Source organism: Ruegeria sp. BB9 (genome assembly GCF_056539345.1).
Genome location: NZ_JBQFUU010000002.1, coordinates 239,093 through 252,221, shown reverse-complemented (window position 1 = coordinate 252,221; position 13,129 = coordinate 239,093). Strand labels below are relative to the sequence as shown.

General features: G+C 60.0%; 15 protein-coding genes. 6 read left to right on the top strand and 9 right to left on the bottom strand.

What is annotated here, in order from left to right; genetic code table 11:
- Positions 1-6: 6 nt before the first annotated feature.
- The 6 genes from lnt to miaB all read right to left on the bottom strand — a co-directional run bounded on the left by lnt (position 7) and on the right by miaB (position 6,419).
- Positions 7-1,512, bottom strand: a complete 1,506-nt coding sequence (lnt, locus tag ACR0FC_RS08615; RefSeq protein ID WP_170339885.1) for an apolipoprotein N-acyltransferase — start codon at positions 1,510-1,512, stop codon at positions 7-9.
- Positions 1,509-2,393, bottom strand: coding sequence for a hemolysin family protein (locus ACR0FC_RS08610; protein ID WP_093964592.1), 885 nt, complete (start codon positions 2,391-2,393; stop codon positions 1,509-1,511). The genes lnt and ACR0FC_RS08610 overlap by 4 nt, the downstream gene beginning before the upstream one ends.
- A 36-nt stretch (positions 2,394-2,429) precedes the next feature.
- Entirely contained in the window at positions 2,430-2,924 is a 495-nt protein-coding gene (gene ybeY / locus ACR0FC_RS08605) for an rRNA maturation RNase YbeY (RefSeq protein WP_170339884.1), read from the bottom strand.
- Positions 2,925-2,964: 40 nt separating this feature from the next.
- The gene (locus ACR0FC_RS08600) at positions 2,965-3,987 is read right to left on the bottom strand and encodes a PhoH family protein (RefSeq protein WP_093964591.1); all 1,023 of its coding nucleotides are present in this window, start codon (positions 3,985-3,987) and stop codon (positions 2,965-2,967) included.
- A 164-nt stretch (positions 3,988-4,151) separates the two neighbouring features.
- Positions 4,152-4,916 (bottom strand): outer membrane protein, encoded by a 765-nt coding sequence (locus ACR0FC_RS08595; RefSeq protein ID WP_170339874.1) that lies wholly within the window; start codon positions 4,914-4,916, stop codon positions 4,152-4,154.
- Positions 4,917-5,099: 183 nt separating this feature from the next.
- Positions 5,100-6,419, bottom strand: a complete 1,320-nt coding sequence (miaB, locus tag ACR0FC_RS08590) for a tRNA (N6-isopentenyl adenosine(37)-C2)-methylthiotransferase MiaB (protein WP_170339872.1) — start codon at positions 6,417-6,419, stop codon at positions 5,100-5,102.
- A 122-nt stretch (positions 6,420-6,541) separates the two neighbouring features.
- Here miaB and ACR0FC_RS08585 point away from each other — a divergent pair, with 122 nt between their 5' ends.
- Complete coding sequence (locus ACR0FC_RS08585; RefSeq protein ID WP_170339870.1) at positions 6,542-7,405, top strand: glycosyltransferase family 2 protein; 864 nt, start codon at positions 6,542-6,544, stop codon at positions 7,403-7,405.
- 15 nt (positions 7,406-7,420) lie between these two features.
- On the opposite strand, the gene ACR0FC_RS08580 is transcribed toward ACR0FC_RS08585, so the two are convergent.
- The gene (locus ACR0FC_RS08580; RefSeq protein ID WP_170339868.1) at positions 7,421-8,218 is read right to left on the bottom strand and encodes a phytanoyl-CoA dioxygenase family protein; all 798 of its coding nucleotides are present in this window, start codon (positions 8,216-8,218) and stop codon (positions 7,421-7,423) included.
- 86 nt (positions 8,219-8,304) lie between these two features.
- Between ACR0FC_RS08580 and ACR0FC_RS08575 the strand changes: the two genes are divergently transcribed.
- A complete protein-coding gene (locus ACR0FC_RS08575; protein WP_170339866.1) occupies positions 8,305-9,201 on the top strand; it encodes a LysR family transcriptional regulator in 897 nt (298 codons plus the stop codon).
- Here the strand turns inward: ACR0FC_RS08575 and irrA are convergent, their stop codons facing one another.
- Positions 9,202-9,621, bottom strand: a complete 420-nt coding sequence (irrA, locus tag ACR0FC_RS08570) for an iron response transcriptional regulator IrrA (RefSeq protein ID WP_093964586.1) — start codon at positions 9,619-9,621, stop codon at positions 9,202-9,204.
- A gap of 188 nt (positions 9,622-9,809) precedes the next feature.
- Here irrA and fabA point away from each other — a divergent pair, with 188 nt between their 5' ends.
- The 4 genes from fabA to ACR0FC_RS08550 are packed head-to-tail and all read left to right on the top strand — an operon-like array spanning position 9,810 to position 12,635.
- Positions 9,810-10,319 carry a bifunctional 3-hydroxydecanoyl-ACP dehydratase/trans-2-decenoyl-ACP isomerase gene (gene fabA, locus ACR0FC_RS08565; protein ID WP_170339863.1) on the top strand — a complete coding sequence of 170 codons (510 nt, stop codon included), beginning with the start codon at positions 9,810-9,812 and terminating at the stop codon, positions 10,317-10,319.
- Between the two features lie 48 nt (positions 10,320-10,367).
- A complete protein-coding gene (fabB, locus tag ACR0FC_RS08560; protein ID WP_170339862.1) occupies positions 10,368-11,597 on the top strand; it encodes a beta-ketoacyl-ACP synthase I in 1,230 nt (409 codons plus the stop codon).
- Positions 11,598-11,602: 5 nt separating this feature from the next.
- Positions 11,603-12,394, top strand: a complete 792-nt coding sequence (locus ACR0FC_RS08555; RefSeq protein ID WP_093965010.1) for an enoyl-ACP reductase FabI — start codon at positions 11,603-11,605, stop codon at positions 12,392-12,394.
- A 58-nt stretch (positions 12,395-12,452) separates the two neighbouring features.
- Positions 12,453-12,635, top strand: coding sequence for a hypothetical protein (locus tag ACR0FC_RS08550; RefSeq protein ID WP_170339860.1), 183 nt, complete (start codon positions 12,453-12,455; stop codon positions 12,633-12,635).
- A gap of 11 nt (positions 12,636-12,646) precedes the next feature.
- On the opposite strand, the gene ACR0FC_RS08545 is transcribed toward ACR0FC_RS08550, so the two are convergent.
- A complete protein-coding gene (locus tag ACR0FC_RS08545) occupies positions 12,647-13,075 on the bottom strand; it encodes an FKBP-type peptidyl-prolyl cis-trans isomerase (RefSeq protein ID WP_170339858.1) in 429 nt (142 codons plus the stop codon).
- Positions 13,076-13,129 lie beyond the last annotated feature (54 nt).

Genomic DNA, 13,129 nt, shown 5'->3' with positions numbered 1-13,129 from the left:
CGGTAATTATGCCCTGCCAAACCGAACGTTGCGCCGAAACAGCAGCAGAAGCATCAACAATAGCCCAAGCGTCAGCCCGTCGCCGGTTCGCGCATACAGTGTTGGCGGCAATGGCGCCGGAAGATGAGCATCCACGAAACCCGCCTGTCCCAAAGGCAGGGACGCGACTACGTTGCCATAAGGATCGACCATCGCCGAAACACCGGTATTTGCCGACCGCGCCAGCGGCAGACCTTGTTCGATGGCCCGCATCCTTGCCTGCGCCAGATGCTGGAATGGTCCTGTACGTGTCCCGAACCAGGCATCATTGGTTATCTGCAGAAGGAAATCCGGACGCTGCGGTGCGGCCGAGACATCCTGCGGAAAGATCGCCTCGTAGCAGATCAGCGGCAGCGCCAGACCCAGCTTGCCGGCGTTCAGCATCGCCGCTCCGGGACCGGCGCTGAAGCCACTTCCGGTGGTCGCGGCCATACCGTGTATTCCGAACTTGCCCATCAGATCGCCAAAGGGGACATACTCGCCAAAGGGCACCAAATGATGCTTGTCGTACAGGCCGGTCTGGCGCCCCTGCTCGTCGAGGTAGATCATCGAGTTGTAGATGCGCGGCCCGTCTCCGCGTTGGATACCGAGGATGACGGGCGTTCCCCGAGCGGCCTCGGCAATCGCTTCCAGATAGGGACCCGCACTGCCCAGCCAAGCCGGAACCGACGTCTCGGGCCATACGATCAAGTCCGGACGCGGATCGGCGGCAGTGAATTCAATCTGTCGAGCAAAAAACAGCGGGGCAAAAGACGGGTCCCATTTCTGCTCTTGCGGCGCGTTGGGTTGGACCAGACGAACGATGTGACCGGTCTCTGCAACCTCTGGGCGGTTGCTGGCTTGAACCAGCGCCAAACCGGCAAAGATGACAACTGCCACGACGGGCCAAAGTAACGCCGAACCATTGCGAGGATCGGCGACAGCAGCGCCCAAGGGCAGGGCCAGCAAAAAGGTCGCGGCCCCCAGCCCATAAGGACCAACCCAAGCAAGGAGTTGCCCGGCCGGGGCGTCCACCCAAATCTGCGCCATTCCCGCCCATGGAAATCCGGTCAGAACATAGCCGCGCGCCATTTCAACCAGCGACAGGATCAGGGCCAGAACGATGGCCTGCCGCGGCCCCACCTCTCGGGTTCCGCGCGCGAACCAGAAAGCAAACGCCCAGAACAGGGCCAAGCCAGCAGCCATGAACACCAGCGCAAAAGGGGCCATCCAAGCATAACGCTCAGCGTCGATCTGAAAGGGCTCGATGATCCAGCTCAGGGCATTGGCGAAGTAACCGGTTGCGAAAGCCCAGCCCACCCACGCCGCGCGAGCGCGCGTGGAACTGGCCAGAAACAACGGCGCGACGGATGCAAGCGCAATGCAGGTGATTGTCCAATAGCCAAACGGCGACAAGCCAAAGGCCGCCAACGCTCCGAACATCGCGGCCAGTACCACGTGCAGCCAATGCGGCCACCGCAAGGCAGGATTCATGCAGCCATATCCGGCAGCATCACCCGCAGGCGCTTGATGCGCCGCGGATCCGCGTCGATAATCTCAAATTCGGGGCCTTCGGGGTGCAAAACCACCTCACCGCGAGCTGGAACCCGCCCCGACAGCATGAAGACCAGCCCGCCCAAGGTCTCGATCTCTTCCTCGTCCACGTCCTCGTGACTGGTCAGCGACCGGCCGATTTCGGCCTCGAATTCTTCAAGTGGGGCCTTGGCCTGAACGATATAGCACCCGGGCTTTTCTTGCACCCACAGCTGATTTTCGTCGGCGTCATGCTCATCGGCGATTTCTCCGACGACCTGTTCGATCAGATCTTCGATCGTGACAAGCCCGTCGACGCCGCCATATTCATCGATCACCAACGCCATGTGGCGGCGCTCGGTCTGCATCTTGGTCAGCAAAACACCGATCGGCATTGAGGGTGGGACGAACAGCAGCGGGCGGAGCATCGAGATCAGATCAAATTCCGCCGACCCACCGTTGAACCCATGCGTCAGCGCAAAATCCTTGAGGTGGACAAAGCCCAGCGGCGTGTCCAGCGTACCCTCATAGACCGGTACTCGCGACAGACCGCTATCCCGGAAGACCTGGGCCAGTTCCTCTTTGGTGATGGTCGAAGGCACAGACACGATATCAGCGGAAGGGATTGCCACATCCTCGACCCGCATGCGCCGCAGATTGATCATGCCGCGTGGCTGAGGGGTCACAACCTCATTCCCGTTCACGACGACTTCGGCGTCATCCTCGGCGGAAGAAAAAGCATCAAGAATACGAGAGAAAAGCCCGCTTTTCTCTTTGGTTTCATCGCTGCTCTGCGAGTGCGCGCTCTGCGCCGCTCCAGAACTGCCGTCAATATCGCCCATTTTCCTGTTCCAATAGATCGGGCACCAAGGCCCACATTACCCATTATATGGGTCATCAATACCCATTTTGCCAAGTATCTCGACCTCGGCACGTTCCATCAAAGTGGCGTCAAGGTCACGAATGTGATCATACCCCAGCAAATGCAACACTCCGTGAACCAGCAAATGGGTCACGTGGTCATCCATGGATTTCCCGGCCTCCTGAGCCTCGCGCCAACAAGTGTCATACGAAATCGCGATGTCACCAAGCGCGATGTCACCCGTGAAATCCGGCTGGGGCACAAGCGGTGTGCCGCCGGGCTGATCCGCAGCAAGGTCCTCAGCTGGCCAGCTCAGCACATTCGTCGGCGAAGGCTTTTCACGAAATTCAGCATTCAACTCGGCAATCCGGTTGTCGTCGCAGCCCAGCACGCTGACTTCGCACAAATCGGCATCCACACCGCAATGCGCCAGCGTCGCGGCCACGGCCTTGCGCGCCAATGGCTCAAGACCCTGCCAACGCGGGTCTTCGATCGTGATCTCCAAGTTCATCTCGTGACGCTCCGAGGCCGATTTGCCCAGGTCCGACGGTTCAACCCGTTTCCCGGCCCGAGTCGGCCTCATACGCCTCGATGATCGCTGCGACAAGCGGATGGCGCACCACGTCCTTGGATGTGAAGTAGTTGAAGCTGATATTCGGGATCGTCTTCAGCAACCGCTCGGCATCCGCAAGCCCTGAAGCCACGCCACGCGGCAGATCCACCTGCGACCGGTCGCCGGTGATCACCATCCGGCTACCCTCGCCCAAGCGCGTCAGGAACATCTTCATCTGCATCGTCGTGGCGTTCTGGGCCTCGTCCAATACAACGAAGGCATTGGCCAGAGTCCGCCCGCGCATGAACGCCAGCGGGGCGATTTCGATCCGCTTTTCCTCAATCAGCTTGGCCAGTTGCTTGCCAGGCAGAAAGTCATTCAACGCGTCGTATAGCGGCTGCATATACGGATCGACCTTGTCCTTCATATCACCGGGCAGGTAACCCAGCTTTTCGCCGGCTTCGACGGCTGGGCGGCTGAGGATGATTCGATCCACATGCCCGCCGATGAACATCGACACACCCACAGCCACGGCAAGGTAGGTCTTGCCCGTTCCCGCCGGGCCGATGCCAAAGGCGAGTTCGTTGTTGAACAGCGACTGCACATAAGCCTTTTGCGCGTCAGTGCGGGGTTCAACCAGCTTTTTTCGGGTCTTGATTTCGACAGTTCCACCCTTGAACATTTCAAGCTGGTCGCCATCACGCGAGCCGGTTCCGGCTTCGGAATTGCCCATCCGCAATTCGCGATCAACGTCGGCGGCTTCGACGTCGCGCCCGCCTTCCAGACGGGTGTAAAGGGCCTGCAAAACCTCGATCGCCTGCTTCTGAAGCTCGTCTTCGCCCATGACGACCAGTTGGTTGCCGCGGCGCACGATCTGAACGGACAGTTTCCGCTCGATCTCGGCCAGGTTGCGGTCGTATTCGCCGCAAAGATCAATCAACAATCGGTTGTCGGGGAATTCAACAAACGCCTCGTTCGCGGGCATTTCATCTTGCGGTGGGGTAAGGGCACCGATGGCCAATCCGTTCTCCTGTCTTGGCGTTGTCACCCCAAGCGTAGACAACAAGAGTCGGTCGGCGCAAGCCACAGAATCAAAAATCTGAGCAACTGATCGCAAATCGGTCAGGCGGAAGGGAATTCATGGCCTGGCGTGGTGAAATCTCAGGCCGGAATCCGCCGGCGGGATCAGAACTTGTAGTTCAACCCGACGCGAATCCCCTGGTAGCTGGGCGTGGACTTGGTCGAGAAGCCCGAGCCAAAATCGACGACCTTCGACTGGAACTGCACATATTCGAATTCGCCGGTGACGGACCAATTGTCGTTCAACTGATGCTCGGCCCCGATGCTGGCAACGAATCCGTTGCGTCGGTCATCGCTTGCGAAAGACTGAGTGGTGCCGCCGCTGGACAGGCTGTTGGTCGTTTCGATTTCACCCTGAACGAACCCGACGGTAACGAAATACAGAACCGAACCGCTGGGGTTGGTCAGTCCGTTCTTGAACCGCAGCGACAGCACATCCGATATCTCGGAACCGCCCTGAACGGTTGTGGTGCCTATCTGCGTCGTGGCACTGTCATCCAGCGAAGCGAAATCGTACGCGATCTCAAACCCGTAGACGTAATCGCGCCCGCCACGCGCAGGCAGCACACCGCGCCAACCGCCCCGTATCCCGCCATAAGCACCGCTCAGGTCAAGTTTGCCGATGGGAAAGGTGCCCGCATTGGTGGCCAGCCCGAACTGGTCTGTTCCGCCTGATCCATACCCGGCGCTGAACCCCAGATAGAAGGCGCTGACGTCTTTGGAGTAACGCTCCGGCCCCAACACGACCGGATCGGAAACGGCGCCGTCCAAATCCCCCGCATGAGTGGGAATACCTGCGCCTGCGGCCAGCAATAGGCCGACCAGAACACAGCCTACCCCTGTTTGTCGAATACCTGCCTGACGTGTCACTCGTACCCTCCATTGCGGTGCCCGGGCGACCCGAAGCCCCGCCGATGTAAAGCCCGAAGGCCACTTGAAACACGGCCCCGAGAAATCTGGCTATTCTCCGACCATAGTTCCAAGCGATAAATCAAGGGTAAATTTTGGAAACAAACGCCACGAGTGTTGCTTGAGCGGTGAAACGCGGCCCTGTCACAGCACCTCGCCGGCCAGTGAATTGGCGCCCGAGGCCGTGATCCGGACGTTGCGAAGATCTCCCGCCGAAAGATCGGCGCCGGAAACGTGGACAGCATGCAGATACTCGGACTTGCCAACCATCTGTCCGGCCAGACGCCCGGGTTTCTCAAACAGAACCCGGACTGTCCGACCAACCATCGCATCCTGGATCTCGCGCTGGTGCCGGGTGATCAGAGCCTGCAAGCGTTGCAGACGGTCGTCAGCTTCCTGCGGATCGACCTGCGGACGCTCGGCCGCAGGCGTGCCCGGCCGGGTCGAATACTTGAACGAATACGCATAGCCATAGCGGACCTGCTCGACCAGATCCAAAGTGGCCTGGAAATCCTCTTCGGTCTCTTCAGGGAAGCCCACGATGAAATCGCCCGACATCAGGATATCGGGGCGCGCCTCGCGGATCCGCTCGATCAGACGCAGATAGCTTTCGGCGGTGTGGCTGCGGTTCATCCGCTTGAGGATCTTGTCCGAGCCGGACTGTACCGGCAGGTGCAGATAGGGCATCAGCTTTTCGCAGGTGCCGTGCGCCTCGATCAGGTCGTCGGTCATGTCGTTGGGATGCGAGGTGGTGAACCGGATGCGTTCCAGCCCGTCGATCTTGTTCAATTCCCAGATCAACCCGGCCAAGGTCATGTCGCCATCGGGGCCGGCCCCGTGATAGGCGTTGACGTTCTGGCCCAGCAGCGTGATCTCGCGCACGCCGCGCTCAACCAGGTCCTGCGCCTCGCGCAGGATGCGATCGGCGGGGCGGCTGACCTCGGCCCCACGAGTATAGGGTACGACGCAGAAGGCGCAAAACTTGTCACAGCCTTCCTGCACGGTCAGAAACGCCGTCGGGCCGCGTTTGGCCTTGGGACGGTTCTTGAGTTTCTCGAACTTGTCCTCTTCGGGGAAATCGGTATCCAACGCCTTTTCGCCCGCACGCGCCTTGGCCTCCAACTCGGGCAGGCGGTGGTAGCTTTGCGGGCCGACGACCAGATCGACCAGCGGCTGCCGACGCATGATCTCTTCGCCCTCGGCCTGCGCCACACAACCGGCCACGCCGATCTTCAGATCGGGCTTTTCGGCCTTCAACCCCTTGAACCGGCCCAGTTCGGAATACACCTTCTCGGCCGCCTTTTCGCGGATGTGGCAGGTGTTCAGCAGGATCATGTCCGCATCTTCGGGCGACTGCGTTTCCACATAGCCCTGCCCGCCCAACGCCTCAGACATGCGTTCGCTGTCATAGACGTTCATCTGACAGCCATAGGTCTTGATATACAGCTTTTTCGGTTCGGACATGGGCTGGGCCTTTTGCGTTCGCTGGATCGGCGTCGTCTATACGCATCGAACGCCGCTTGCAATGCTGGCGCAATTACCCGAATTTGACGGGTATTTCCAGCAAGGCAGGCTACAAGCGGGCAATGAAATACGAATCCCTCGACCACTTTCTGAAATCGGGCCGGGCAGCGTTGACCAAGGGGCCGGTCGCATTGGTTTTTGCCGAAGACGATGTCGAGCTTGATGGGACCTTGCGCCATCACTTGGACTTGGGGTTCAAATCCGTGATCGTATTTGCACCGGCCCAGTTTTCGATCCTGCCTGAAATCTTGGACCGGGTGCACCGGGTCACGATGCGCTGCTCGCCCAGAAACGTGGTGTTCGACACCATAAATCGCGTCATTCAGGCGGCGCCAAACATCTGGCTGTACTACTGCTACAACTCGGAATACCTGTTCTTTCCGTTCTGTGAAACGCGCACGGTCGCAGAGATGCTGGCCTTTCACGCCGAGGAGCGGCGCGACGCGATGCTCTGCCACGTGATCGACATCTACGCCGACGACCTGTCCGCCTATCCCAACGGCGTGGCCCCGGATCATGCGATGCTGGACAGCACTGGATATTATGCTCATTCCCGGCACGACCGATCGGGACAACCGCTGGAGCGTCAATTGGATATGTCGGGTGGCCTGCGTTGGCGGTTCGAGGATCACATCCCGTATGAACGGCGCCGGATCGACCGGATCGCGCTGTTCAAAAGCTGCAAGGGTCTGACCCTCCAACCCGATCACACCTTTAACGAGCCCGAGTACAACACCTATGCCTGTCCCTGGCATCACAACCTGACGGCCGCAATCTGTTCGTTCCGCGCCGCCAAAGCGCTGAAAAGCAACGCGGGATCGACCTTTGACATTCCCAGTTTCCGCTGCCCGTCCTCGGTTCCTTTCCAATGGAACTCGCACCAGTTGCTGGACCTTGGCCTGATGGAACCTGGCCAGTGGTTCTGAGCGGGCCGGAACGGCTCAGCGATTGAGCAGAACCGGGAACCAGTCCTCGCGCAATCGTTGTCCAGCCCGCATGTCATGCCCCGGAAACGGCGGCGACGTCCGGCCCGGACGCTCGACATACCGGGCGTCATCCCCGACCAGCCGCAGCGAGAAGGCGCGGCGCCGGCTGTTCGACTGGTTTCCTCGGGCACCATGCAGGGTTCGAAAGTTGAAGGCGACCGCATCGCCGGGTTCCATGTCGAACTCAACGATCCGCATCCCTTCGGCCACGGGGTCTGGTACCGCGATGTACTGGCCCTCGTCAGGAAAGAAACCCTCCTCCGAAACCCAGCGCGTCGGCAACACTTCCTTTTCCCACAGGTGAGACCCCGCCACGCAACGCAGAGTCGCCTGCGTCACCGGGTCGAGCGGCGACCAGAAGCTTATCGTCTGACGCCCTTCCACAAAGTAATAGGGCCCATCCTGATGCCAGGGCGTGGCCATCGAGGTGCCGGGCTCCTTGACCAGAACGTGGTCGTGGAACATCTGGACCGAACGGGACTCCATCAGGTCGGCAGCGACCTCGGCAACCGGAGAGGCTTGAATGACCTGCCGAAACTCGGGGATACGAGACCAGTTACAGTAGTCGTCAAAGAAACGGCCGGTTTCGCCTTCTTTCTTGTTTTCCGACGCATATGGCCCGGGATCAGCCATGTTGCGTGCCACCCCTTCCCGCAAGGCATCAACGTGATCGGCGAACAGGCCCTTGACCAGAACAACCCCGTCATTGCGATAGGTTTCGATCATCTCCGGGGAAACAAGAGGGTGTGGCATGTTGGTCTCCGTCATTTGCTGAGACCGATTTGCACATGTCCGGCACCCCTGTTCAAATCATATCTTTCAAAATAAGCATTAACTCCATGTTATATATCACCTTGCGCCAGTACGAATATGTTTGCGCCATTGGGCGACACGGAAGCCTGTCCGCCGCGGCACAGCACCTGAACGTATCGCAACCTGCCCTTTCAAACGCGCTGACCCGGGTCGAAGAACACCTGGGCCATCCGCTGTTCTCGCGCCGACGCGGCGCGGCAATGTCGCTGACGCCTCAAGGACGCAAGTTCATCGACAAGGCCGAAGCCTTGCTGATGGGCGCTGCCCGGATCGAAAAGGCGAAAGCCCCGGTTGCCGGAACAAGCCGTTTGAAGTTGGGTTGTTTTGTGGATCTTGCGCCGTTCTTGCTGGCGCGGGCAATGCAGACGATCAGGGACACCCTTCCCGATATCGTTCTGACCCACGGCGTTGACACATTCGAAGGCTTGATCGGCGGATTGACCGACGCCCGTTTCGATCTGGCGCTCACCTACGACCTAGGCCTCGATGCCGGTTTCTCACGCCACAAGCTGCTGGACAGTACGCCAAACGCGCTGGTCAGTCCCGCGCACCCTTTGGCCGGGCAAGGCAGCGTTTCACTTGCCGAGCTTGAGCAATACCCGCTCATCCTGTCCAAAGAAGGTCTGTCAGCGCAGCATGTCTTGGGCCTGTTCCGGCGTCATGGGCTGCACCCCAGCGTGTCCTACCGCGCGGAATCGCTCGAGATCCAACGCAGTCTTGCGGCCCATTGTGAAGGGGTGGGCATCAGCTATGCCAGCCCGCAAAACGGCTTCAGCTATGATCGGATGCCGCTGCTGAGCCTGCCGATCACCGACCCCGATGCAACCGAGGCCGTGATTCTGGCTCGTCACGGCACCGGTCCTGCGGACACGACAGTCTCCGCTGCTGAACAGGCTCTGGTTAGGTCGCTTGGGAAACTGTGATCAGCGCTTTTTGCGCAGCCGGATTACGACGTCCACCGACGCGATCTCAACCCCGGCCGGTGCTTCGGGCAGACGCTGGATAACCAGTTGGTCGGACGGCGCATCGCTCAGGCGGCCCTCGTCCTCCCAGAAGAAATGCGGGTGGTCATGGGTGTTGGTGTCGAAATAGCTTTTCGAGCCGTCCACGGTGATTTCCTGCAGAACGCCGGCATCGCAGAAGGCACGCAGGGTGTTGTAGACCGTTGCAAGGGAAACGGCGTCGCCCTTGGTCTTGGCCGACTCGAACAGGCTTTCGGCGGTGACATGTCGGTGGCGGCCATCGCCCACCAGCAATTCGGCCAAGGCAACACGCTGGCGCGTCGGGCGCAGCCCAGCGTCAACCAACCAGTTCGTAGCGATGTCCCGACTTTGAGCTGTCATGAAACCATTACCCAATTTCCCCTGCCCCAATATATAAGTGCCGACCACCACCAATTTCAAATGAAATTCATTCGCAACCAACGGCTCCGGCGGGCCGGATGTGTTCGGGTGGTCTTGCAGGACCTTGCAAACGGGTGATAGACGAGGCCAGATTGAATAAACAGACCCCTGGCAGGAGACGCGGCAGAATGGCCCAATTCCCAAGCAGCTTTGACAAGGACGACCTGCTGAAATGCGCGCGCGGCGAACTCTTCGGCCCCGGAAATGCTCAACTTCCGGCTCCCCCGATGCTGATGATGGACCGCATCACCGACATTTCAGGCGACGGCGGCGCGCACGGCAAGGGGCATGTCGTGGCCGAATTCGACATCACATCGGACCTTTGGTTCTTCGATTGCCACTTTCCCGGAAACCCGATCATGCCGGGTTGTCTGGGTCTTGACGGACTGTGGCAGCTGACCGGTTTCAACCTCGGCTGGCGCGGCTGGCAGGGTCGCGGCTATGCGCTGGGTGTGGGCGAAGTGAAACTGACAGGCATGGTGCGCCCTGACCGCAAGATGCTGACCTATTACGTGGACTTCACCAAGGCAGTCCAGACCCGCCGCCTGACTATGGGTGTGGCGGATGGCCGGGTCGAAGCGGATGGCGAAGTCATCTATCAGGTCAAGGACATGAAGGTTGCATTGTCGGAAAGCTGACCCCAGCTGACTGACAGTCAACAGGGAATGGAACACAGGAGAACGCAAATGCGTCGCGTCGTCGTCACCGGTTTGGGGGTTGTCTCTTCCATCGGGAACAATGCCGAAGAGGTTCTGGCCTCGCTCAAGGCGGGTAAGTCCGGCATCGAGGCCAGCGAGCAGATGGTCGAGCACGGCTTCCGCAGCCAGGTTGCAGGGACGCTCAAGATCGATGTGTCGGAACAGGTCGACAAGCGCACTTTGCGGTTCATGGGGCCAGGCGCCGCGTATGCCCATATCGCGATGAGCCAGGCAATCGCTGACGCGGGGCTGAGCGAAGATCAGGTCGTCAATCCGCGTACGGGTCTTGTTGCCGGGTCCGGTGGCCCTTCCACCAGCGCCATGCTGACGGCGCACCAGACCGTTCTGAAAACCGGCGCAACCAAGCGCATCGGACCGTTTGCCGTTCCGAAATGCATGTGCTCGACGATCTCGGCCAACCTTGCGACCGCGTTCAAGATCAAGGGCATCAACTACTCGATCACTTCGGCCTGTTCGACGTCGCTGCATTGCATCGGAAACGCGGCCGAGCAGATCATGCTGGGCAAACAGGACGTGATGTTCGCCGGTGGCGGCGAAGAACTGGACTGGACCCTGTCCTGCCTGTTCGATGCGATGGGCGCGATGTCCTCGAAATACAACGACACCCCCGAAAAAGCCTCGCGCGCGTTTGATCAGAACCGCGACGGGTTCGTGATCTCGGGCGGCGGCGGCATCGTTGTTCTGGAAGAGCTGGAACATGCTCTGGCCCGGGGCGCGAAGATCTATGCCGAGGTGACGGGCTATGCCGCAACCTCGGACGGGCACGACATGGTCGCGCCCTCGGGAGAAGGCGGAGAGCGCGCAATGCGCCTGGCCTTGTCCACCCTGCCCGAAGGCCGCAAGGTCGGCTACATCAACGCCCACGGGACCTCGACACCGGTCGGGGATGTGGGCGAAGTCGAAGCCGTCCGCCGGATTTTCGGCGAGGGCAATGTGCCGCCGATCTCCTCGACCAAGTCGATGACCGGCCACGCTCAGGGTGCTGCCGGCGCGCTCGAGGCGATTTTCTGCCTCTTGATGCTGCAGCATGATTTCATTGCGCCGTCGATCAATGTCGACACGCTGGCCGAAGGCATCCAGCCCGGCGAAATTGCAACTGAGGTTGTTGAAAACGCAGGTTTGGACAGTGTCATGACCAACAGCTTCGGCTTTGGTGGCACCAACGGTTCCATGATTCTGTCCAAGTATAACGGGTGATTATGATGTCGGATTCTATGAAAGGTAAGCGCGGTCTGATCATGGGCGTCGCGAATGATCGGTCGATCGCCTGGGGCATTGCCAAGGCCATGCACGAGGCAGGCGCTGAACTGGCATTCACCTACCAGGGCGAGGCTTTCGGAAAACGGCTGGAACCGCTTGCACAGAGCCTGGGCAGCGACTTCATGGTCGATGCGGACGTGACCGATGACGCATCGCTGGACCGGGCCTTCGACGAACTGGCCGCCCGTTGGCCAACGATTGATTTCCTCGTCCACGCCATCGCCTACTCGGACAAGACCGAGCTGACCGGGCGGTTTCTGAACACCACGCGGGCGAATTTCAAGCACTCGCTGGATGTCTCAGCCTATTCATTCATCGAAGTGGCCCGTCGCGCCTATCCGATGATGAAGGAAAACGGCGGGACGCTGCTCACGCTGACCTATCAGGGTTCGAACAAGGTCGTGCCGAACTACAATGTCATGGGTGTTGCAAAAGCTGCTCTGGAATCGGCGACGCGCTATCTTGCGAATGATCTGGGCCCCGACGGGATCCGGGTCAACGCCATCTCGCCCGGACCTATGAAAACCCTGGCCGGCGCGGCCATCGGGGGGGCTCGCAAGACCTACAAGTTTTGCGACCAGAACGCCCCGCTGCGATCGAATGCTACGCTCGAAGCGGTTGGCGGCACGGCCGTTTACCTTGCGTCGGACGCGGGGGCCTGCACCACCGGTGAAATCATTCGCGTAGACGGCGGTTTCCACATCCTCGGAATGCCTCAGCCCGACTTCATGTGACGCGATCTTTCCCTGTCGTTGCCAAGATTTTACCAAACTTCCGCGGCAGGGATATCACATGAGCAAACTAGACCGGATAATCGCGACCAATTCGCGTGCATCTCACTCTCGTCGCAAGACCGGAGTGCTCAGCAGCCGCGCGCGTACGCTGTTGCTGACCCTGACGACATTGTTGGTATTGTGGATCTTCTATACCCAACCGCAGCTTCGTGAGGCGGTTGGGTCATTGTTGGGCAGCTGAACGCGCGATGATCAGTTGATCGAAACGACCTCGATGTCGAAGATCAGATCCTGGCCCGCCAGCGGGTGGTTTGCGTCCAGGGTCACGGTTTCTTCGTTGGCGTCCACCACCGTCACAGGCAGCGCCTGACCATCGGGGGTTTGCATCTGCAGCTGGGTGCCGGGGTCCAGCGGGATGTCGTCCGGGATGCCTTCGCGCGGGACGTCCTGGCGCATCGCGGGGTTGATCGGCCCATAAGCGTCCTGGCAATCCACTTCGACACGTTTCTTCTCGCCAATTTCCATGCCCGGCAGTGCGGCGTCCAGACCGGGAATGATCTGGCCGGACCCCACGGCGAACTCAAGCGGATCGCGTCCTTCCGAGCTGTCGAAAACGTTGCCGTCCCGCAAAGTTCCAGTGTAGTGAATGCGAACCGTGTCGCCTTGTTTGATTGCGGTCATGACTGTCTCCGACCTGAGTTTGGAATGAGCGGTCCAACCTAGTGACTGACCCGG